Raw genomic sequence first — 22,584 nt, 5'->3', positions numbered from 1 at the left:
ATGAACGAAGAAAACAAAAGCAGCGAAACTGCCAATCAAGGGCAAAAAAGAAGAAATACAATATTGACTGTTCTTTCTTTTGTTTTTATAGCGATTGGAGGGATTTGGATATTGAGTTTATTTTTTGATTTTCATCGATATGAAACCACCAATAATGCTCAGGTAGAATCATATATCAATAGTGTAACCGCAAGAGTTTCGGGACATATTGAATCAATTCATTTTGAAGCTAATCAATTTGTTCATAAAGGAGATACTTTAGTGGTTTTGGATGATGAAGAGTATCGAATAAAAGTAAAACAAGCCGAAGCCGATTTGGCTGTTGCCGAAGGAAATTTACATTCGTTGGAACAAAATATTATTACCGCTACTTCCAATGAGGCGGCTTCTAAAAATAAATTAGCAGGAGATAGAGCAGATCTTGATAAAGCTGAAAAAGATTACCAACGATTTAGAAATATGTATGCCGATTCGGCTGTAACTCGTAATCAATACGATCAGGTAATATCAAAATTAGAATCGACAAAAGCTTATCTCAAAGCAGGAGAAAAAGAATTATTAGCTAGCGGCTCGATGGCAAAACAAAGTTATACCAATCTGGAAGCAGCAAGAGCAACCGTTGCCCGCAAAAAAGCCGATTTAGACAACGCGTTATTACAATTATCTTATACCCGAATTATAGCCCTTGCCGATGGTTATGTTGGCGAAAGAACTATTTCTGTAGGTGAATTAATTAATGCGAATCAGGTGGTGGCAACTTTAGTCCTAAATCAAAAATTATGGGTTACGGCTAATTTTAAAGAAACTCAAATTGAAAAAATAAAACAAGGTCAGGAAGTAACCATTACAATTGACGCTCTTGGCGATAAAGAATTCAAAGGAAAAGTATCGGGATTTTCACCAGCAACGGGAGCTAAATTCTCAATGGTCGAGCCAGACAATTCCACTGGAAACTTTGTAAAAATCACACAACGAATTCCTGTAAAAATTGATTTTGAAGCTACTGCAAAAGAGCTAGAAAATGTCAAACCAGGAATGAATGTTACTGTGGAAATTAAAAAATAAAAATATAATAAACACGAATTACACCAGTAATTAGTGTTTAAAAACTAAAACTATGATTTCAATCAAAAGAGGAAGCGTGTTTACACTTGTAGGACTATATGTTCTTACGGTTCCTTTTTTTAATGCAATGAATGTCACTTCCTATGACAACTCACAAATATTGGGACATTTTGGAGCATCAACACTTGTCTTTACTTATTCTACATATATTCCTTTTTTTGCAATGTTATTTTTTTTGCCTTTGGTACTAAAAATAGCAAAGCAAGTTCCTCTCAAAACACTTGTTTTGTCAGTTAGTTTCCTGTCGATTATTTGCAATACAGCAACATTATTTGCAACTTCAATTGAATGGTTTACTGTTTGGCGTTCGTTTTTAGCAATTCTTTCCATCATCGGAATTTTTGCCACGATTATACCAATACTTTTAAAATACAATCCCACTTTCAACATGCCTATTTTGTATGGAATTGTTCAGTTTATAATGCAGGGAAGTAAACAGTTGTATCAATATTTTGGCACACAAATGAGCAGTATTCACAATTGGACTTTTGGAATTTATTTTCTGAATATCAATTTTTTGATTGCAATACTCCTCGCTTGGATTTTTTATAAAAAAGACGTGGCACCTATGAAAACGCCCTTTGAATTTGATTGGCGCGGCTGGTTTATTCTACTATTCTTTTTTATCGTTATCCTTTTCCTTTGTGCCGAAGGACAAACTCATAATTGGTTGAGCGATTCCAAAGTAACTCTAGCAGTGGCTTCATTACTGATTATTTTAGGCGTTTATTTAATTCACGTCCGATTGACAAAATCACCTTTAATTAACACAGATGTTTACAAATACAAAAATGTGGTTTTGGGATCATTTCTTTTTTTTTATACCGGAATGATGAATGGAACAGGAAGCATTGTAACAGGTTTTATGACTAATATTTTAGGGTTTGACAGTATTTATGTAGCCCGAACTCATTTGGCAATCCTTATTGGTCTTTTTATTGCAATTCCGTTATCGACTTATCTATTATTCAAGCGGATTTATATGTCAACTATTTGGGTTTTAGGTTTCACTTGCTATGGAATGTACCATGCCATTCTTTATTTTAGATTTTATCCCGAAATTGATTCAACCGATTTTTTCGGGCCTTTTATTTTCAAAGGATTGGCTATTGGTTTTTTGTATCCGGCTGCATCTCTTTATATTTCCGAAAACGTTCCGAAACCTTTGGGCGATTCCCGAATGATGAGTGGTGTAATTTGCCGTGTTGTTTTTGCTTCTCTGTTAGGTGGAGCTATTTTGGGAACTTTTATATCGAATTTAAACATACAACATAAAACGGGTCTTAGTCAGCAATTATCGGCTTTAAATCCAATGGCACAAGCACAATTAAATAAAACGAAATATTACTATTTAAGCAAGGGAGCATCAGTAGATCAAGCACAAAAGAATGCCGAAAAAAGCCTTTCTAATCAAACCGCTAAATCAGCATTAATGTTAGCGTACAAGGATATTTATCTGGTAATGACAGCACTTTGCTTTTTTCCAATTCTAATTCTTTTGCTTTTTAGAATAGCCCGAAGACCTATTGGAAGTGTTGTTGTAGAACCAATACCGTTTTAATGAGTTTCTAAGCTAAATTTTAAACACATAGAAACATAGATTTATAGAAAATGTTAAAAGATAGAATGGAAAAAACCAGTTTTTACACATAGCTTATGTAATCTATATAAAACAAAGTGTCTTTTTTTAAACTTAAAAAATCTATGTTTCTATGTGTTTAAAAAAAAGACTTTTCGAATGCTGAATTTTGGTTAAAAAAAATAAAAAAACTTAGAAACTCAGAATCTTAACATCTAAAAAGAAAAATATTATGTTTGAACAAAAGAAATACCTTTTTTTAGATCATTTTTGGACCAAAGAAAGCGGTCTCAGTGGCATGCTAGTGCTACTTTTTATCATGCATTTCGTTTTGATTCCAATATTTGGAAGTTATTCTTCATTTATGGTCATAATCAATATCTTTTGGCTGATGTTTCTCGTGGCAGGAATTGTAGCTTTGTCCAGATCCAAAAAACACAGATATTCGCTTTTTATTATTCCTTTCTTTTTTGTTCTTTTCGGATGGATTTCTGTTTTTGAACGGACACCATTTGTCCTTTTTGCCGATATAGTCTGTACTATTGCCACCTTTGTATTACTGATTGTTTTGGTGCTGATGAAAGTATTCGAGCCCGGTCCAATTACCGAATACAGAGTCGTTGGTTCTATAGTGGTATATATGCTTTTGGCCAATTTATGGTCTGTAATTTATCTGTTTATTTATGAACAAATTCCCGGAGCTTTTCAAATCACACTGCCTCCTTTTGAAAGTAATACAACACAGGCTAATTTTTTATATTTCAGTTATATAACTATTACCACAACAGGATATGGTGAGATTGTGCCTTTGCATCCTTTCGCACGCTCCTTAGTACAGGTAGAAGCAATAGTTGGGGTGTTATATCCTGTAATTCTTATTGGCCGTCTTGTTTCTGATGCCAATGAAAATAAAGGAAAAAGGAGTACGTAAGAGTTTTGAGTTTCAAAACCTCTAAGTTTTAAATTATCCAATTTTTTAATTAACTAATTATCAAATTTTCTCATTATCTAATCTTTAAAACAATTCTTTATGGAAAATTCAAACCCATACAAAAGCAAACATCTTTTTGAAGTCATTCTGCAATTAGCACTTGTTTTCCTAATTTTAGGATTCTGTATCAAACTTTTGTTGCCTTTTATGATGCCAATTCTGTGGGCAATTATATTGGCGATTGTATTGTATCCGCTTTTCAATTTTTTGCAAAAAAAATTAAATGGGCGCAAAAGTCTGGCTTCTACAATTATTACATTGACACTTCTGGCACTGATTATTTTGCCAACAGTTGCTTTTTTTAATTCAGTTACTTCTTCGGTTGCCGAGTTAAAAACAGGAGTAGAAAATGGCACAATCAAAGTGGCAACGCCAGGTCAAAACATCAAAGATTGGCCTATAATAGGGGATAAGGCATACGATTTTTTATATGCATTATCTTCTGATATGGAAAAAGGTTTATTGCAATACAAAGAGCAAATTTTAGAGATTTCCCGAATTATATTAGCAAAAGTAGTAAGTTCAGGAGCTGCATTGTTACAAATCATACTTTCGGTTATCATTGCAGGCGTTTTTCTAGTCTCAACGAGTGCGCAACAATTAGCAACCAATTTCATAAGAAGAGTAGCAGGTGAATCGGGTGATGAATATTTAAACATATTTGTATCGACCGTTTTCCAGGTAGTCAAAGGAATTTTGGGGGTAGCCATTATTCAAACCCTGATACAAGCTGTTGGACTTTTTGGTGCCAATATCCCGTTTGCAGGAGTTTTGACAGTTTTATGCCTGATGTTATCCATCATTCAAGTCGGACCTATTATCATCAATCTCGGCGTAATCGCCTACCTTTTTTCTCAAGATAACACCACCGCGGCCATTCTTTGGACTATATTTTTTATCATCAGCGGATTATCAGACAATGTTTTAAAACCATTATTACTAGGAAAAGGCGCTATGGTACCAATGTTAGTCATCTTTTTGGGAGTAATTGGCGGATTTATGATGTCGGGATTCATCGGGTTGTTTGTAGGTCCAATTGTGTTTTCAATCGGCTATAAACTCTTCATCGCCTGGATGAACGACAATCCCGAAACTACCAAAGTAGAAATTTATCAGGAAGAATAATTTGGGCGTGACCACGTTGAGAAAAGGGGCTTACCAATAGTAGCGCTTACAAAGCCCCTTTCCTCAATGCGGTCGGGCTATCCATGCTACTTCGGTAGCTTATTTCTATCCCTCACGCAGTAAAATCAACTTTATTAGTCAACTTCAAATTTAAAGATCCAACATCTTCACGGTTTAAGGAATTTAAATTCCGATCACTAATGACAGAACACTCAACTCCAAAACCTGCTACCATTTTTTTGAATTAAAACATTATCTATGGACAAAAGAAATAGATAATTATGAAATACAATTTTGAGAAGTTAAAAAAGTTTATTCGAATTAATAAATATCTTTGTATAAGTGTAATATGCTGTTTTGTAAATATTTAACTTAAAAATTATGATAACAGAAAATTCAACTTCCGAAGAATTAATTCAAGAAATCAATGACACTTTCAAACAATTAGTCGATATGATTTCAATGCTGGATAATAATCAAATCAATCAGGTTCCGTATCAAGATAGTTGGACTGCTGGACAATTATGTAACCATGTAACAAAATCCACAAGCGGAGTTGCACAAGTGATGAAAATCAACGGAAAATTATCTGATAAAAATGGTTCAGAAAAGGTCATCGAACTCAAAAATATTTTCCTCAATTTTTCAATAAAAATGAAATCTCCACAGGAAATTATCCCCGATGATGGACCATTCGAAAAGCAAAACGTAATTAATGAACTATCAGATTGTGTGAAAAAATTAAATGAAAATTCAAAAAACACCAATCTTGACGAAATAATAGAAAATCTCCCTTTTGGATCAGTTACCAAATATGAATTATTACATTTTGTTTTATACCATTCTCAACGACATTTGAGACAGTTGAAAAGAATTTATGAAGCGGTAATTGTTTAAATTTTGATAAAAACATTTGTAGAGATGCACCGTAGAGATGCACTGCAGTGCATCTCTACATCACAATCACGTAATTTAAATTTTGAAATTCCTCAATCGTAACGAATTCAAAATTACCGAAACCGAACTAAAACTCATTGCCACAGCAGCAACCATCGGAGATAACACAATTCCGAAAACAGGATATAACATTCCCGAAGCTATCGAAATTCCTAAAACATTATAGATAAACGCAAAAAACAAATTCTGTTTGATGTTTCTCATAACAGCATGACTTAAGTTTTTGGCTTTTACAATATCTTGCAAATCGCCTTTTACCAAAGTAATTTGGGCACTTTGAATGGCAACATCAGTTCCGGTTCCCATCGCAATTCCAATGTTGGCTTGAGCCAAAGCTGGTGCATCATTAATTCCGTCACCTGCCATGGCTACAATTTTTCCTTTGGCTTGCAGATTTTTTACGATTGAAAGTTTGTCTTCGGGTAAACAATTGGCAATATAACTGGTCAAATGCAATTCATCTGCGACAGCTTTTGCGGTATTTTCGTTGTCACCAGTTAGCATTATAATTTCAATTCCCTGCTGCATCAATTCCTTAGCCGCCTTAATACTGGTTGGTTTTATTTTATCAGAAATAGAGACAAAACCAACAGCAATTCGGTCAATAGAAATATATGAAACGGTTTTTCCTCGCTTTTGTTCGGCGATGATTTTGGTTTCTAAATCTTCAGGAATAATTGCTTTGATTTGCTCCATCATTTTTTTATTTCCCAAAGCCATTTTTTTGTTAAGCACTGTTCCGATAACTCCTTTTCCTGAAATAGCTTCAAAATCCTTGATTTCTATTAATGAAACGTTCTTTGCTTTAGCATAATTAACAATAGCTTGTGCCAAAGGATGCTCGCTGTATTGGTTTAAAGAAGCAATGTTTTGCAATAGATTTTCTTCTTCATTATTTGCAGAGTATACCTTATTTACCGAAGGTTTTCCTTCTGTAATTGTTCCGGTTTTGTCGGTTATCAGCACGTCTATTTTGTTCATGTTTTCCAGAGCTTCGGCATTTTTTATCAAAATTCCCGATTGCGCTCCTTTGCCAATTCCAACCATAACTGACATTGGTGTTGCCAATCCTAAAGCACATGGACAAGCAATAATCAAAACCGCAATAGCATTGATAAACCCGTAAACCATCGCAGGTTCAGGACCAAAATTAGCCCAAACTAAAAAGGTTATGCCCGAAATTGCGACCACAATTGGCACAAAATATTTAGCAATACTATCTGCCAATTTTTGGATCGGTGCTCTGGAACGACTCGCATCGTTTACCATTTGAATAATTTGCGAAAGCAAAGTTTCTGAACCAATTTTTTCTGCAATCATCACAAAAGATTTATTACCGTTGATGGTCCCAGAAACTACATTATCTCCAATTGATTTGTCTACAGGAATAGGCTCTCCCGAAATCATTGATTCGTCGATGGAGCTTTCTCCTACTGTAATTTTTCCATCAACTGGGATTTTTTCTCCGGGTTTTACACGTAATAAATCTCCCTTTTTGATGTCGTGAATTGATATTACTTTGTCTTCGCCATCAATGACTAAAGTGGCTTCGGTGGGTGCGAGTTTCAGGAGTTCTTTTATTGCAGCGTTGGTTTGTCCGTGGGCTTTAGCTTCCATTAATTGTCCTAATAAAACCAAAGTCAGGATAACTGCTGTGGCTTCAAAATAGAGGGCTACTGTACCATGATGTTTGAATTCCTCAGGGAAATAGTTTGGAAATAAAAGGCCGGCAATACTAAACAAAAAAGCAACTCCAGTTCCGATTCCAATCAATGTAAACATATTCAGATTCCAAGTGATTATCGATTTCCAGGCACGTTCAAAAAATATCCAGCCCGCATAAAACACAACAGGAAGTGTCAAGAGAAATTGTACCCAATTCCATTTTTGGCTGTCCATTACTTGTGATAACGGATTATTCGGAATCATTTCTGTCATTGAAATTATGAAAACAGGAAGTGTAAATACAATGGCTATCTTCATTTTTTTCAGCAAGTCGGTATAGGATTTGTTTTCTTCCTCAACAGGCTTCATTGGTACTAAATCCATTCCGCAAATAGGACAATCTCCGGGTTTATCTTCGACTATTTCAGGATGCATTGGGCAAGTGTACATCGTTTTGCTAATGGTTAAATCAGGAGCTTTAACCAAATCCATACCACAAACTGGACAATCTCCTGGTTCGTCATAGACTTTATCGCCTTCGCAAAACATCGGGCAATAATATTTTCCAGAAGCACTGGCTGGCAATGCGACTGTTTCTTCGTGATGATGTTGATGAGGTGTGCTATAAAGGGAATTTGTATTTGAAGTATCGCTTTCGCTTATGACATAATTGCCAACAGTGTATAATGCTTTTTGAAGTTTAAAAATAGAAACTTTATTATCAGTTGTAATGGTGGCAATAGGCGGATTTAAAGAAACTGTAGCTTCTACACCATCAATTTCATTCAAAGCTTTTTCTACTTTTGATAGACAGCTATTACAAGACATTCCGGTAATTGTGTAGGTATGATTCATTTGTGTTTTCATTTAAATATGTTTTACAAATTTCAGAATGAAACGGCATCGAGACTTTGTACAATTTTGGAAAAGTTTTGTAAAATTATAAAAAATCGGTTGGTTGAGTTGACACGATTAAAATGACAAGATTGTGTTGAATGTTTGTCTAAAAAAAATCTATAAAAAACAATATTGAATAATAATAATGGATAAAATATTTCTGAAGCCGAAAAGCCGCAAGAGGGATAAAAGTAAGCTACCGAAGTAGCACGGATAGCCCGACCGCATTTAGGGAAAGGGGCGTATAAAGATATGCTAGATTATGCCCCTTTTCCTAAATGGGGTCTTGCCCCAATAATTTTAATAATATTTATAAAAGATCGATTTGGTTGCGCTCAACGATTTTCTGTTTTTTGAAGTTGCTAGGGGTGAAGCCGGTCACTTTTTTAAATTGGTTACTCAAATGCGATACGTTGCTGTAATTGAGATCGAAGGCGATTTGGCTCAATGTTAATTCATTATAAATCAATAATTCTTTGGCTCTTTCAATTTTTTGAGTGATAAAATATTGTTCAATAGTGGTGCCTTCGGTTTCTGAGAAAAGGTTGCTCAATGAGCTGTAATCCTGCTTTAAATCTTCGGCTAAATAGGTCGATAAATTGATTTTTAGTTTTTCATTTTGATAGTGAACCAAATCAATTATAAGGTTTTTGATGCGTTCAATGGTCTTGCTAATTTTATCGTCTAATAGTTCGAAACCAAGAGTGTTGAGGTTTTTTTCTAATGCTAGTTTTTCATTAGTTTCTAAATTTCTGGACAGTGTTGCTTCGCCTAATTTTAGTGAAAGAATAGGGATATTTAGCTTTTCCAATTCTGATTTTACTGCCATTTCGCAACGGCCACAAACCATATTTTTGATGTAAAGTTTCATCTTCTACATTTTGATTTTGAGATATAAATTTAATGATTTTATCTCGAAGTAGAGATGTTAGGAAATTCTATAACATAAAAAAGCCACGATGTCATTCAGGGACAGTCGTGGCTTTTTAAACAAATAAAAAACTAAAAAAGATCGTTATATTAGAAACAGTATTGGTTTTCTGCAACTAATTTTGATGTAATAAGCTCTCTCAAAGCAATTACATTTGGATTGTTTGTGTATTTTGTAAAACGTTTTAATCCCATTAACATCATACGTTGCTCGTCACCTTCGGAGAAAGAAATAATTCCTTCTTTTCCGTTAAGGTTTACAGTATCAACCGCTTTGTATAAGTATAATTTTGCCATTGCAATTTGCTCTTGTACTTTAGCTTCTCCTTCTTTTTTGGCTAATTTTTCAGTTCTCAAAATAGCACTTTCAGCCATATAGATTTCGATAAGGATATTCGAAGCGGCCATCAATAATTGTTGGTGCGAATCTAATTCGGTTCCATATTTTTGAACTGCGCTTCCTGCAACCATTAAGAAAACTTTTTTCAAGTTGGCAATGATTACTTTTTCTTCAGCAAATAATTCAGAGAAATCCGGAGTGTCAAAAGAAGGAATTCCCATCAATTCTTCTTGAACAGCCATAGCAGGTCCAATCAAATCAACGTGACCTTTCATCGCTTTTTTGATTAACATACCTACAGAAAGCATTCTGTTGATTTCGTTAGTTCCTTCGTAGATACGGGCAATACGAGCATCTCTCCAAGCACTTTCCATTGGAGTGTCTTCAGAGAATCCCATTCCTCCGAAAATTTGGATTCCTTCATCAGCACAATTCTGAACATCTTCAGAAACGGCAACTTTTAAGATAGAACATTCGATAGCATATTCTTCAACCCCTTTCAATTCTGAATCTTGGTGTGATTCTCCGGCAGCCTCGCGATCTGCGATTCTGTCTTCAATATCTTTTGCAGCGCGGTAAGTAGCACTTTCCCCAGCATAACATGAAGCAGCCATTTCAGCCAATTTAGAACGGATAGCACCAAATTGAGAAATTGGAGTATTGAACTGCATTCTTTCATTTGAATAATTAACAGCTCCGGTGATTACTCTACGTTGAGCATCCAAACAAGCAGCTGCCAATTTGATACGGCCTACGTTCAAAGCATTCATCGCGATTTTGAAACCATTTCCTCTTTCAGACAACATGTTTTCAACAGGAACTTTCGTTTCATTGAAGAAAACCTGACGAGTAGAAGAAGCACGAATACCTAATTTATGCTCTTCTTCGTTCATTGAAATTCCGTTGTTCGGATCATTTTCAACGATGAAACCTGTAATGTTTTTGTCATCACCAATTCTTGCGAATACGATAAATACTGAACAAAATCCTGCATTCGAAATCCACATTTTTTGACCAGTGATAGAATATGTTTTTCCATCTTCTGATAAAACAGCTTTTGTTTTACCTGAATTTGCGTCAGATCCTGCGCCTGGTTCTGTCAAACAGTAAGCACCAAACCATTCTCCTGAAGCTAGTTTAGGAACGTATTTTTGTTTTTGTTCTTCGGTTCCGTATAAAGTAATTGGCATTGTCCCAATTCCAGTATGAGCTCCAAAAGCAGTAGAAAAAGATCCTGTTGCTCCCGAAATGTAATCACATACCAAAACAGTATTTACAAATCCCATTCCCATTCCTCCATAAGATTCTGGTACAGCAACGCTCAAGAAACCAAGATCTCCGGCTTTTTTCATACATTCTTGTGTATAGCCATAATCTTTTTTCTCAAAACGATCTTTATGTGCCCACAATTCTTTATCAACGAACTCTTTTACAGAGTCACGCATCATTAATTGCTCTTCATTGAAATCTTCTGGGGTGAAGATGTCTTCGCATTTTGTTTCTTTTACGATGAATTGACCACCTCTTGTTTTGTTGCTCATGGCTTTATTATTTTAAATTTTGAATTATAAATTTTAAATTATTTTATCTCCTGTGATGTTTTAATGATTTTGGTTATTATGTTAATTATATGTTCAACTTCAATTAAATAATGATTAATTTCAATTGTTGTTAAATCAGATTTGTCTAATAATCGCAACCAATATTTAGTTTCTCTCGCTTCTTTTGAAGCAATGGACATTTTATGAATAAAATCTTTTCTTGATTGTGCAGCAATTGCTTCTTCAACATTTGCGCCGATACTTGTAGCCGATCTTATTATTTGTTTTGAAATTATAAATTCATTTTCTTTTTTAAGCTGAACAAAAAGGTTTACTATCGATAGTGCAAAATCAAATGTTTTTGTTGCAATAATATTTTCCTTCATGTACCTTCATTTATAATTTATAATTCAAAATTTATAATAATAAAATTAGACCAATTCAAAAATTCCAGCACTTCCTTGTCCTGTTCCCACACACATCGAAACGATTCCGTATTTGTTTCCACGGCGTTTCATTTCATCAAATAGTTGAACAGAAAGTTTAGCTCCTGTACAACCCAGAGGATGACCTAAAGAAATTGCTCCACCATTGACATTTATGATGTCTGGATTTAGGTTTAATTCTCGGGTTACTGCTAATGCTTGTGATGCAAAAGCTTCGTTTAATTCAATTAAATCAATATCGTTTAATGTTAATCCAGCTTGTTTCAATGCTTTTGGGATAGCTTTTACAGGACCAATTCCCATGATTCTTGGTTCAACACCTGCTGAAGCAAAATTTACTAATCTGGCGATTGGCTGAATATTTAATTCTTTTACCATTTCTTCACTCATGATTAAAACAAAAGCAGCACCATCACTCATTTGAGAAGAGTTTCCGGCAGTAACGCTTCCATCTGCAGCGAAAACAGGTCTAAGACCGGCTAATGCTTCAATTGAAGTTCCCGCTCTTGGTCCTTCATCTTTGTTTACCACATATGATTTGGTTTCCTTTTTAGCGTTTTCATTGATGAAAGTTTGTTCAACAGTAATCGGAACAATTTGTTTGTCAAATTTACCTTCAGCTTGGGCTTTCAAAGCTTTGTTGTGCGATTGAAAAGCAAACTCATCCTGATCTGCACGAGAAATGTTGTATTGTTTCGCAACCGCTTCGGCTGTTAACCCCATTCCCCAGTAGTAATCTTCATGTCCTGCTTTTGCGACAGCATAATCAGGAGTAGGTTTGTAACCACCCATCGGAATATAACTCATACTTTCGGCTCCACCAGCGATGATACAATCCGCCATTCCAGATTGAATTTTAGCAGTTGCCATACCGATAGTTTCTAGTCCAGAAGCGCAGTAACGGTTTACAGTAACTCCAGGAACGTCTTCTACTTTTAATCCCATTAAGGAGATTAAACGACCAACGTTCAAACCTTGTTCTGCTTCCGGCATCGCATTTCCAACCATTACGTCATCAATGCGTTTTTTATCAAAATCAGGCAACTCATTCATCATAAACTGAATGGTTTCTGCGGCTAACTCATCAGGTCTTTTAAATCTAAAAAGTCCTTTTGGAGCTTTTCCAACTGCGGTTCTATATGCTTTAACTATATATGCTGTTTTCATTTGTTCTGTTTTAAATTTTGAATTATAAATTTTAAATTAGTTTTGAATTTCATTGATTGAGCATCATTTAAAATTCAACATTTATAATTTAAAATAATTAATTACGAAGTGGTTTCCCTTTAGTTAACATGTATTGAATTCTTTCCAATGTTTTTCTTTCGGTACAAAGAGACAGGAAAGCTTCACGCTCAATATCTAATAAATATTGTTCAGATACTAAAGAGGCTTCAGATAAATCACCACCAGCCATAACATAAGCTAGTTTGTTGGCGATTTTCAAATCATGTTCTGAGATGTATTTACCAGCAACCATTTGATTGGTTCCAACTAAGAACATTCCTAGAGCTTGTTTTCCTAAAACTTTCACATCGGTTCTTCTGATTGGTTGTGTGTAACCCGCTTCAGCCATAAGTAAAGCATGCTTTTTAGCTTCGGCAATTTGACGGTCTTTGTTTACAACGATGATATCTTTACCGTGTTGTAAAAGTCCAGTGTCAAAAGCTTCATAACCTGATGTAGATACTTTAGCCATTGCGATTGTCAGGAAATATTCTTGGAGAACATTCAATTCTACATCATTTTTACGGAATAAATCAGATGCTCTCAAAGCCATTTCTTTAGATCCACCACCGCCAGGAATAACCCCAACACCAAATTCAACTAATCCCATATAAGTTTCGGCAGCAGCCACTACTTTATCAGCATGTAAGCTCATTTCGCATCCACCTCCAAAAGTCATTCCGTGAGGTGCCACAACAACTGGAATAGAAGAGTAACGAACACGCATCATTGTGTCTTGGAACATTTTGATAGCCATGTTCAATTCGTCATATTCCTGCTCAACAGCCATCATGAAAATCATTCCGATATTAGCTCCAACAGAGAAGTTCGCTGCTTGGTTACCAATAACTAAACCTTGATATTCTTTTTCTGATAAGTCGATTGCTTTATTGATAGCCTGAAGTACATCACCACCAATAGTATTCATTTTAGATTGGAATTCTAAATTCAAAATTCCATCTCCTAAATCCTGAATAATAGCACCACTATTGCTCCAAACTTTTTTGCTTTCGCGAATGTTGTTTAGAATAATGAATGAATCTTGTCCAGGAACTTTAACTTGAGATTTTGTTGGGATATTGTAGAAGAAAGTAGCTCCTTCTTTTACTGTATAGAAACTGTCGCTTCCAGAAGCCAGCATTTCTGTAACCCAAGCAGCTGGTTCTAAACCTTCTGCTTTCATGATTTCGATTCCGTTGGCAACACCAATAGCATCCCAAATTTCGAATGGACCATTTTCCCATCCAAAACCAGCTTTCATCGCATCATCAATTTTGTATAATTCGTCTGAAATTTCAGGAATTCTGTTTGACACATAAGCAAACATTCCGGCGAAACTCTTACGGTAGAATTCTCCCGCTTTGTCTTTTCCTTTTACTAAAACTTTAAAACGATTAATTGGTTTATCAATAGTTTTAGTCAATTCAAGTGTCGCAAAAGATGCTTTTTTTGCAGGACGATATTCTAAAGTTTCTAAGTCTAAAGAAAGAATATCTTTATCTACTTTTTTGTAAAAACCTTGACCAGTTTTACTTCCCAACCATTTATTTTCAACCATTTTAGTGACAAAATCAGGAAGTTTGAACAATTCGTGTTGTTCGTCATTCGGACAGTTTTCATAAATTCCGTTGGCGACATGTACCAAAGTATCCAAACCTACAACGTCAACCGTACGGAAAGTAGCCGATTTTGGACGACCAATTACCGGACCAGTCAATTTATCAACTTCTTCAATTGTTAATCCCATTTCTTTTACTAAATGGAATAAACTCTGAATGCCGTAAATACCAATTCTGTTCCCAATAAATGCAGGAGTATCTTTTGCAACAACAGAAGTTTTTCCTAAAAATTTAGAACCATATTCATTTAAGAAATCCAATACTTCTGTTGAAGTTTTTGGACCAGGAATAATTTCGAATAATTTTAAGTAACGCGCCGGGTTAAAAAAGTGTGTTCCGCAGAAATGTTGTTGGAAATCTTCGCTTCTTCCTTCGCTCATAAAATGAATTGGAATACCAGAAGTGTTTGAAGTCACTAAAGTTCCTGGTTTGCGGAATTTTTCAATTTGTTCAAATACTAATTTTTTAATATCCAAACGCTCCACAACCACTTCGATAATCCAATCTACATTAGCAATCTTGGCCATATCGTCTGTTGTATTTCCAGTCGTGATTCGGTTAGCGAATTTTTGGCTGTAAATTGGAGAGGGCTTCGATTTTAAAGAGTTAGCCAAATGCTCGTTTACTACACGATTGCGAACGACTTTGCTTTCTAGTGTTAAGCCTTTTTTAGCTTCGGCATCAGTCAATTCTCTCGGAACAATGTCTAAGAGCAAGACTTCCACGCCGATATTGGCGAAATGACAAGCAATTCCTGAACCCATAATTCCCGATCCAATTACTGCTACTTTTTTAATGGTGCGTTTCATATTTTGATGTTTATAGCTTTTGTCTGTAATAATATTTGCAATCTTCATTGATGTATCTTATCAAATTGGATTAGTTAATATCAATACCTAGTTACTTTTTTTGTTAGAAAATGAAAACGCTCTTTTTCATTATTTTTTAAAATCTTGAAGCATAGCGTTTTCATCATTTGCATGCGAATTAAATATGGCTTTATTTTGAATTAGTTCGTTGATAATCTCAGCAACTTCAATGAAATTGTTGATTTTTTCTTCTGAGACATGTTGTCTTACAGAATCATTAAATTTTAAAACCGTGTTTTTAGAAAGCTCTCTTTTTTCCTTTCCAAATTCGGTCAGATAAATCAAAACACCTCTACCGTCTTCCGGATTTTTCTTTCTGATGATTAATCCTTTTTCCTCCATTGATTTTAGGGTTCTTGTCAAGCTCGTAGCTTCCATTCCCATTCTCGGCCCTAATGCTGTCGAAGGCGTTCCTTCTTCTCTGTCAATACTTAATAAAGCAAATCCCGTTGCCATTGTCGCGTCATATTTATGAGCTTCTTCATTGTACATTCTGGACACGGCTTGCCAGGTTGCTCTTAGGATATAATCTAGTGTTTTGTTTTTCATAAGCTACTATATCGTTTTCAAATGTAATAAAAAATTTATTATGCATGCATAGTAAAAATCATTTTTTTTTGGTTTTATTTTATAAATATAGACAAAACTCTTGAAAAATCAGGGCATGAGAATATAATATGCATGCGTAATATTTTATTTTTTAGGTGTAAAGTTATTTTGTAGTTAAACTTTAATACATGAATATTGTTTTACAGTTTTTAAGAATTTTAATTAAATTTCATAACGTTTCAATCCTTTTTGGAACTATCTTTTGGGCAATAGCCAGATAGATTTCTTCCAACCCTCGGATATGCAGTAAATACCTTTTATATGTATAGCGCGGTTTTGCAAACCTTGCCCACAAACAAAAGCAAGCAATAAAACTTTAAAATGCTACAGTAGTAAGATGACGTGTCTTAAATCAGAATATTCACCCCTTCTTAAAACTCCCACTATCCACATCTCTCAAAAACTGAATCACCCCTTTAAAATAGGTTTTCTGGTCATCATATTGGGAAAGATGGCTTCCGTTTGGACAATATAGAAAACGCCCGTTTTGAACTTCTTTGGACATCCATTCCATGTGTTTGGGATCCATGGTGTCGTGTTTGGCACCAATGACGAGAGTAGGAACGGTGATTGTTTTAAGTTTTTCGGTCACATCCCAATCTTTTAAAGTAGCATCTCCGGTAATTCCAAATTCGCTAGGGCCTTGCATATAGACATACACATTCGGGTTGATGTGTTTGAAGCATCGATTGATGGATTCTGGCCATTTATCCAAAGGTATTCTCAAAATATGTTCGGTGTAATAATATTTGAAAAGCAGTTCGGTGTATTTTGGATTGGTGTAATCTTTGTTTTTTTCAAATGTTTTTATCTGATCAAAAACTTCTTTTGGGAGTTTTGGGCCAAGGACTTCGTCCGCATATTTGTTGTAGGCATGCGCGCTGGCCATCATATTGGAAATTATCAATCCCTTGAGATTCTTTTGGTATTTTAAGGCATATTCCATAGCCAGGATTCCGCCCCAGGATTGTCCCAAAATATAAAAATTAGTATTATCACAATGTAGTGCTTTTCGAACCTGTTCTACTTCTTCGACAAATCGTTCATTTGTCCACAAACTATTGTCGTTAGGCTGATCGCTATAATAGGAGCCCAATTGATCATAATAGATGTATTCAATACTTTCGTTTGGGAAATAACCATCAAATGACTCATACAGTTCATGGGTGAGACCTGGTCCTCCGTGAAGTAATAACACTTTGATAGTTGGATTGTTTCCCACGGTTTTTGTCCAAACTTTAAAAGTTCCTTTGGGAGTAGTTATGGGAATCATTTTGATACCGCCTGTAAACTGATCGTCTCTTTTGGAAAAGTCTAAATAATGAGCTTTAATTGTATCTTCATTTTTTTCTTTACAACCTGCAACTAAAAATAGGCTAACAAGCAGAATCGAGTAGATTTGAATTCTCATAAGATGTTTTTTTAGATTAAATTCAAAAGAGCTATGATTTTTAAAATTGAAATGTGAAGGTAAGAAGTTTTTATATAAAAAAAGTCCTGACAGTATAAGTATCAGGACTTTTTGGGTTTAGTTTTTTGGTTTGGTTTATTCTGCTTGACCGTAAATTTTTATATACAGATCCTTATAAATTTCTTTGATTACTTTACGTTTTAGTTTTAAAGTAGGGGTAAGATGTCCACCATCAATTGACCAAACATCAGGTGTCAACTCAAAACGTTTGATTTGTTCCCAATTTCCGAATTTTTTATTCAAATGGTCAACCTCTTCATGAATACGTGCAATTACCTGCGGATTGGAAATGATCTCTTTATTGGTTTTTCCAACTTCAATCCCATGAAGCCTTTCCCATTCTTTGATGAATTCAAAACTAGGCTGGATAAAGGCTGCCGGCATTTTTTCACCATCACCAATAACCATAATTTGTTCGATAAAACGAGATTGTTTCATCGTATTTTCGATTAATTGAGGAGCAATGTATTTTCCTCCTGATGTTTTGAACATTTCTTTTTTTCTATCAGTAATCGATAAGAAACCATCTTTATCAATATTTCCAATATCTCCAGTATGAAAATAACCATCAATTATTGCTTCTGCAGTTTTTTCTGGATCTTTGTAATAGCCCATCATCACATTTGGACCTTTACAAAGAATTTCACCATCCTCGGCAATTTTCACTTCTACATTATTAATGACTTTTCCAGCTGTTCCAACTTTAAAACCTTTGTTTCTAAAATCATTTACAGAGATAACAGGAGACGTTTCCGTCAATCCATAACCTTCAACAATGTATATTTCTGCGGCAGCAAATATTCGGGCTAATCTAGGTTGCAAAGCGGCACTTCCGTTTACAATTAAATCTAATTTACCGCCCAAGCCTTCTTTCCATTTGCTGAAAATGAGTTTGCGTGCTACTTTTAATTGTAATTCATACCAAAATCCATTGGCTCCGTATGGTGCATATCTTAAACCAACACCAACAGCCCAGAAGAATAATGCTTTTTTGATTCCTTTAAGTTCAGAACCTTTGGCAATAATTTTTTCGTAAACCTTTTCAATAAGTCTTGGAACACCAGTCATTACTGTTGGACTTACTTCTTTAATGTTCTCAGAAATTTTTTCGATTGATTCACCAAAATAAATGGAACAACCATAAAATAAGTAGATATTAGTTACCATTCGCTCATAAATATGGCAAATAGGCAAGAAGCTCAACGCACGGCTAACACCTGGATCAAACGGAATTCTGTCAGCACTATTCAGAACATTAGACACAATGTTTTTATGTGATAACATTACTCCTTTTGGTTTTCCTGTAGTTCCAGAAGTGTAAATGATAGTAGCTAAATCTTCTGGATTTACATTGTTTTTTCGGTCCTCAACTGCATCTTGATTGCCAGTATCTTCACCCAATTTCAATAGTTCATTCCAATTTTTACAACCTTCAATTTGATTAAAAGAGTATATTTCTTTCAATGAAGGAACGTTGGCTTTTATAGCATTAACTTTGTTTAAGATTTCAATATCTGATACGAATATATATTTAGATTCAGAATGATTCAGAATATATTCATAATCTTCTTCGGTGATTGTTGGATATATAGGCACGTTTTGAGCACCAGTTTGCAAAATACCAGTGTCCATTATGTGCCACTCGGTTCTGTTATTACTCGAAATAATAGCTATTTTATCATCTTTTTGTATTCCCATTCGTAGCAATGCTCTTGAAATAGCATTTGCTTTATCGATATACTCCTGGGTTGAAGTTTCGATCCAAACGCCATCATACTTTGTTACTAAAGCATCGGGTTTATTGTAATTTTCTAACTGATAGTATGGGAAATCAAAGAGGCGATTAATGGTTATCATTATGAGATTATTAAATTTACTCGCAAATTAAATAAAATTTAATAATATTTTTTATTTTGTGAAAATTAATTACATTAATATAATTACAATATTGATTATCAACGAAATCGTTTTCTTAATTAACTGGATTTTGAGTGAATTTAATTATAAAAACAAAAAATCCTTGAAATGCCCTAATTAAATTTGTAACTTTAAAATTAGGATATTTCAAGGATTTGAGCTTTTATTTAAGAAAAGTTTATTCTACATATTCTTTTACACGTTCACCTGATATAAACATTTTTTTGTTGTTATAATGAATAGTAAATGACTGTAAAATCCATTGATCATCATCCTTAGCTTTAGTTTTACCATTGCCTGTTATTTTATACCAAAAAGAATAAGCTGCACTATTGAATCCTTCTTTGAAAATAGGAATACCAGATTCTGAACATTCAATTCCCCAAATAATATTCTCTTTGACTAAATCTTCATTTTGTATTATTCCTGTGCCATCTGGATTCAGAACGGTTATGGGTTCGATTTGATTTACATAGTTATATTGACCAAAAATTGGATAACCAATGACATTGGCAATATAATGAACTTTATTATCACTCTTAAATTTTGTTATTTTGATTTGGGCAAAAGAATTGAAGGCACCTAAAATAAGTGCAGCAAGCAATAATGAAATTTTTTTCATGAATGTAGGTTAGTTTTTAAAAGTCTAAAAAATATTGGGCACTATTTTTAGACCAAGATTAAGTATTAATTTTTGTATTTTGTGCGAATGTACAAACTCAATTTTAGATAAAAAAGCTATAAATAGGTGTACTGATAAAGATATAAATTACCTTGAACAAATTTTTTGGGCGCTTTTGAAGAATAAAGAAATGTTTTAATTTTTTTCTCGGTAATATTCCCATTAGAATCAATTTTATAGCTTATAACAGTTTCTTCGCTTGGAAATTTTGATGTATTATCAGAGTTTATTTTTGCTATGTTTATGAGTCGGTTATTTCGATCATATTTATAAATGTTTTTATAAAAAGGAACTCCCGACTTTAAAGTCAATGTTTCTTTGAGCACACCATTAGCGTCATAATTGAATTTGGTTGTCAAATCGGAAGTTTGATAATCGATTTGTGAAATTTGATTTTCATCATTAAAATGATAAAAATATTCTGTTCGCGTAGTGTTTTTTTTCGGTGTATTTATGATATAGTCTTCGCTCTTAAATAATATGTTTTTCTTTTGGACATATTTGTAATCCATAGTAGAAAAATCAGGTAAATCATTTGAAACAGAATCGATCTGAGTGGAATCATTTTCAGTTAATAAACGAGTGGTTTCAATATCAATATGAGAAATAAAACCTCTATTGGTGTAACTGTAAAAACTCTTTTTGGTTTGTAAATTTCTAATAGTTTCCTCAATTTCTTTAGCCATACCATTCTGATCAAATTTATAAATATAGCTTATCGATGCAGAATCATTGGTTGTATGGCCTTGTTCATTGGTTACAAACTGATGCTCTTGCATTTCTTTGATATTTCCTTTTAATGCTAAATTATTTGTATTAATTCCTAGCTCTAATAAAGGATTAGTTTTTAATGAAATGTCTGTTGTTTGTGCTAATAAAGGGCTAGCACATAATAAAATAGTTAAATGAAAAAGGGCTTTTTTTAAAAAAATCATTTGGGGGTCTTTTTTTAAATTAGTTAGTAGGTTAACAAAAAAATCATGAAAAACCCGTCTCAAGCAAATTCAAAGAGACGGGTTTTTGTATTCATAACAAATAGTATTCGAAAATACTATTTGTTTTAATAATTAATGCTTTTCAATCCATTTTCTAGCGTTCACAAAGGCTTCGTGCCAAGGAGTGACTTCATCATTTCTGTCTTTTGGATAATGTGCCCAGTTCCATTGGAAAGTAGAACGCTCAATGTGTGGCATCATTACTAAGTGACGACCAGTTTTATCACACATCATTGCTGTATTGTAATCAGAACCGTTAGGATTTGCCGGATAACTCTCATAACCATATTTACCAACGATATTGTAATTGGCTTCCGGTTCAGGTAAATTGAATTTTCCTTCTCCATGAGAAACCCAAACCCCCAAAGTACTTCCGGCCAAAGTAGATAACATCACCGATTTGTTTTCTTGGATAGTTACCGAAGTAAAAATACTTTCGTGTTTGTGACTGTCATTGTGAAGCATTTTACCGTGAACTTTATGCTCTGGATTGATTAATTCCAATTCCATCAACAACTGGCAACCGTTACAAATTCCAACTGATAATGTATCTTCTCTTTTGAAGAAGTTTAATAAAGCAGTATTTGCTTTTTCATTGTATTTGAAAGCTCCCGCCCAACCTTTGGCAGAACCCAAAACATCAGAATTTGAGAATCCTCCAACAGCTCCGATAAACTGAATATCTTCCAGAGTTTCACGACCCGAAATCAAATCGGTCATGTGAACGTCTTTTACATCAAATCCTGCCAAGTACATTGCATTTGCCATTTCACGCTCGGAGTTACTTCCTTTTTCACGGATAATAGCTGCTTTTGGTCTTGGTTTAGAATTGTCAATTACTGGTTTTTTTCCTGTAAAATGAGTTGGGAAAGTATAGTTTAATACTTGATTTTTATAATTGTCGAAACGAGCTTGTGCTGTTCCGTTTTTAGCTTGTTTTTGGTCTAATAAGAATGAAGTTTTGAACCAAATGTCTCTGTATTTTGCAATATCCAATTTACATGGTCCAAAATCCAAAGTAGCTTCATTGGTTACAGCACCTAATTTAAAGAATGAAATTCCGTTAGCATTTAATTTGTTTTCTAAAACTGAATCTTCTTTTGCTTGGAAAACAATCCCTATATTTTCAGCAAATAAATATTTGATAATGTCTTTTTCTTCAAAAACAGAGAAATCTATTTTAGCTCCCAAATTCACATCGGCAAAACACATTTCCAATAAAGTAGTGATTAAACCACCACTTCCGATATCGTGTCCAGCTAGAATTTGATTGTCTAAAATTAATTCCTGTAACGTATTGAAGGCATTTTTGAAGAAAGAAGCGCTTTTAATTGTAGGTGCTTCATTTCCGATGGCATTCAAAATTTGTGCAAAAGATGAACCTCCTAATTTGAAGTCATCCTGAGATAAATTAATATAATAAATTGAACCACCGTCTTTTTGTAGTACAGGTTCAACTACTTTTTTAATATCAGTACAATGTCCAGCTGCAGAAATAATTACCGTTCCTGGTGCGATTACTTCGTCATTTGGATATTTTTGTTTCATCGAAAGTGAATCTTTTCCTGTTGGAATATTGATTCCTAATTCGATTGCAAA

At 34.2% G+C, this 22,584-nt stretch carries 17 protein-coding genes; 5 read left to right on the top strand and 12 right to left on the bottom strand.

The window, feature by feature from the left end:
- The 5 genes from VLC96_RS14175 to VLC96_RS14155 all read left to right on the top strand — a co-directional run bounded on the left by VLC96_RS14175 (nucleotide 1) and on the right by VLC96_RS14155 (nucleotide 5,717).
- Nucleotides 1–1,065: an HlyD family secretion protein gene (locus tag VLC96_RS14175; protein WP_325263939.1), complete on the top strand. Its 1,065-nt coding sequence runs from the start codon at nucleotides 1–3 to the stop codon at nucleotides 1,063–1,065.
- A 52-nt stretch (nucleotides 1,066–1,117) separates the two neighbouring features.
- Nucleotides 1,118–2,686 carry an MFS transporter gene (locus VLC96_RS14170; RefSeq protein WP_325263937.1) on the top strand — a complete coding sequence of 523 codons (1,569 nt, stop codon included), beginning with the start codon at nucleotides 1,118–1,120 and terminating at the stop codon, nucleotides 2,684–2,686.
- Nucleotides 2,687–2,936: 250 nt separating this feature from the next.
- The gene (locus VLC96_RS14165) at nucleotides 2,937–3,635 is read left to right on the top strand and encodes an ion channel (RefSeq protein WP_325263935.1); all 699 of its coding nucleotides are present in this window, start codon (nucleotides 2,937–2,939) and stop codon (nucleotides 3,633–3,635) included.
- A 99-nt stretch (nucleotides 3,636–3,734) separates the two neighbouring features.
- Nucleotides 3,735–4,820 carry an AI-2E family transporter gene (locus VLC96_RS14160; protein WP_325263933.1) on the top strand — a complete coding sequence of 362 codons (1,086 nt, stop codon included), beginning with the start codon at nucleotides 3,735–3,737 and terminating at the stop codon, nucleotides 4,818–4,820.
- 381 nt (nucleotides 4,821–5,201) lie between these two features.
- Nucleotides 5,202–5,717: a DinB family protein gene (locus VLC96_RS14155; protein ID WP_325263932.1), complete on the top strand. Its 516-nt coding sequence runs from the start codon at nucleotides 5,202–5,204 to the stop codon at nucleotides 5,715–5,717.
- Between the two features lie 75 nt (nucleotides 5,718–5,792).
- Here VLC96_RS14155 and VLC96_RS14150 read toward each other — a convergent pair whose 3' ends face one another.
- The 12 genes from VLC96_RS14150 to VLC96_RS14095 form a co-directional block, all read right to left on the bottom strand.
- Nucleotides 5,793–8,297, bottom strand: coding sequence for a heavy metal translocating P-type ATPase (locus VLC96_RS14150; RefSeq protein ID WP_325263968.1), 2,505 nt, complete (start codon nucleotides 8,295–8,297; stop codon nucleotides 5,793–5,795).
- A gap of 352 nt (nucleotides 8,298–8,649) precedes the next feature.
- Nucleotides 8,650–9,210 carry an AraC family transcriptional regulator gene (locus tag VLC96_RS14145; RefSeq protein ID WP_325263930.1) on the bottom strand — a complete coding sequence of 187 codons (561 nt, stop codon included), beginning with the start codon at nucleotides 9,208–9,210 and terminating at the stop codon, nucleotides 8,650–8,652.
- A 149-nt stretch (nucleotides 9,211–9,359) separates the two neighbouring features.
- Nucleotides 9,360–11,150, bottom strand: coding sequence for an acyl-CoA dehydrogenase FadE (locus tag VLC96_RS14140; protein ID WP_325263928.1), 1,791 nt, complete (start codon nucleotides 11,148–11,150; stop codon nucleotides 9,360–9,362).
- Nucleotides 11,151–11,188: 38 nt separating this feature from the next.
- A complete protein-coding gene (locus VLC96_RS14135; RefSeq protein ID WP_325263927.1) occupies nucleotides 11,189–11,536 on the bottom strand; it encodes a four helix bundle protein in 348 nt (115 codons plus the stop codon).
- A 45-nt stretch (nucleotides 11,537–11,581) separates the two neighbouring features.
- The gene (locus VLC96_RS14130; RefSeq protein WP_325263926.1) at nucleotides 11,582–12,763 is read right to left on the bottom strand and encodes a thiolase family protein; all 1,182 of its coding nucleotides are present in this window, start codon (nucleotides 12,761–12,763) and stop codon (nucleotides 11,582–11,584) included.
- Nucleotides 12,764–12,860: 97 nt separating this feature from the next.
- Entirely contained in the window at nucleotides 12,861–15,251 is a 2,391-nt protein-coding gene (locus VLC96_RS14125; RefSeq protein ID WP_325263925.1) for a 3-hydroxyacyl-CoA dehydrogenase/enoyl-CoA hydratase family protein, read from the bottom strand.
- A 129-nt stretch (nucleotides 15,252–15,380) separates the two neighbouring features.
- The gene (locus VLC96_RS14120) at nucleotides 15,381–15,860 is read right to left on the bottom strand and encodes a MarR family winged helix-turn-helix transcriptional regulator (protein WP_325263923.1); all 480 of its coding nucleotides are present in this window, start codon (nucleotides 15,858–15,860) and stop codon (nucleotides 15,381–15,383) included.
- Nucleotides 15,861–16,281: 421 nt separating this feature from the next.
- On the bottom strand, nucleotides 16,282–17,331 hold the full coding sequence (locus VLC96_RS14115) for a proline iminopeptidase-family hydrolase (protein WP_325263922.1): 1,050 nt from the start codon (nucleotides 17,329–17,331) through the stop codon (nucleotides 16,282–16,284).
- A gap of 135 nt (nucleotides 17,332–17,466) precedes the next feature.
- Complete coding sequence (locus VLC96_RS14110) at nucleotides 17,467–19,248, bottom strand: AMP-dependent synthetase/ligase (RefSeq protein ID WP_325263920.1); 1,782 nt, start codon at nucleotides 19,246–19,248, stop codon at nucleotides 17,467–17,469.
- Between the two features lie 238 nt (nucleotides 19,249–19,486).
- A complete protein-coding gene (locus tag VLC96_RS14105) occupies nucleotides 19,487–19,930 on the bottom strand; it encodes a hypothetical protein (RefSeq protein ID WP_325263918.1) in 444 nt (147 codons plus the stop codon).
- Nucleotides 19,931–20,046: 116 nt separating this feature from the next.
- Nucleotides 20,047–20,925: a hypothetical protein gene (locus VLC96_RS14100; protein WP_325263916.1), complete on the bottom strand. Its 879-nt coding sequence runs from the start codon at nucleotides 20,923–20,925 to the stop codon at nucleotides 20,047–20,049.
- Nucleotides 20,926–21,057: 132 nt separating this feature from the next.
- On the bottom strand, nucleotides 21,058–22,584 hold a 1,527-nt coding region (locus VLC96_RS14095), incomplete at its 5' end, for a phosphoribosylformylglycinamidine synthase subunit PurQ (protein WP_325263914.1).

This window comes from Flavobacterium sp., from assembly GCF_035456085.1.
Taxonomy (GTDB): Bacteria; Bacteroidota; Bacteroidia; order Flavobacteriales; family Flavobacteriaceae; genus Flavobacterium.
Note: the sequence above shows the minus strand (reverse complement) of the source record. Positions and strands in the feature narration are given on the sequence as shown.

Bases quoted from the DNA above. Each gene is read 5' to 3' on its own strand.
- VLC96_RS14150 (WP_325263968.1), bottom strand. From the start codon at position 8,297: ATGAATCATACCTACACAATTACCGGAATGTCTTGTAATAGCTGTCTA.
- VLC96_RS14120 (WP_325263923.1), bottom strand. From the start codon at position 15,860: ATGAAAAACAAAACACTAGATTATATCCTAAGAGCAACCTGGCAAGCC.
- VLC96_RS14110 (WP_325263920.1), bottom strand. From the start codon at position 19,248: ATGATAACCATTAATCGCCTCTTTGATTTCCCATACTATCAGTTAGAA.
- VLC96_RS14155 (WP_325263932.1), top strand. From the start codon at position 5,202: ATGATAACAGAAAATTCAACTTCCGAAGAATTAATTCAAGAAATCAAT.
- VLC96_RS14175 (WP_325263939.1), top strand. From the start codon at position 1: ATGAACGAAGAAAACAAAAGCAGCGAAACTGCCAATCAAGGGCAAAAA.
- VLC96_RS14140 (WP_325263928.1), bottom strand. From the start codon at position 11,150: ATGAGCAACAAAACAAGAGGTGGTCAATTCATCGTAAAAGAAACAAAA.
- VLC96_RS14130 (WP_325263926.1), bottom strand. From the start codon at position 12,763: ATGAAAACAGCATATATAGTTAAAGCATATAGAACCGCAGTTGGAAAA.
- VLC96_RS14170 (WP_325263937.1), top strand. From the start codon at position 1,118: ATGATTTCAATCAAAAGAGGAAGCGTGTTTACACTTGTAGGACTATAT.
- VLC96_RS14145 (WP_325263930.1), bottom strand. From the start codon at position 9,210: ATGAAACTTTACATCAAAAATATGGTTTGTGGCCGTTGCGAAATGGCA.
- VLC96_RS14160 (WP_325263933.1), top strand. From the start codon at position 3,735: ATGGAAAATTCAAACCCATACAAAAGCAAACATCTTTTTGAAGTCATT.
- VLC96_RS14100 (WP_325263916.1), bottom strand. From the start codon at position 20,925: ATGATTTTTTTAAAAAAAGCCCTTTTTCATTTAACTATTTTATTATGT.
- VLC96_RS14105 (WP_325263918.1), bottom strand. From the start codon at position 19,930: ATGAAAAAAATTTCATTATTGCTTGCTGCACTTATTTTAGGTGCCTTC.
- VLC96_RS14135 (WP_325263927.1), bottom strand. From the start codon at position 11,536: ATGAAGGAAAATATTATTGCAACAAAAACATTTGATTTTGCACTATCG.
- VLC96_RS14165 (WP_325263935.1), top strand. From the start codon at position 2,937: ATGTTTGAACAAAAGAAATACCTTTTTTTAGATCATTTTTGGACCAAA.
- VLC96_RS14115 (WP_325263922.1), bottom strand. From the start codon at position 17,331: ATGAGAATTCAAATCTACTCGATTCTGCTTGTTAGCCTATTTTTAGTT.
- VLC96_RS14125 (WP_325263925.1), bottom strand. From the start codon at position 15,251: ATGAAACGCACCATTAAAAAAGTAGCAGTAATTGGATCGGGAATTATG.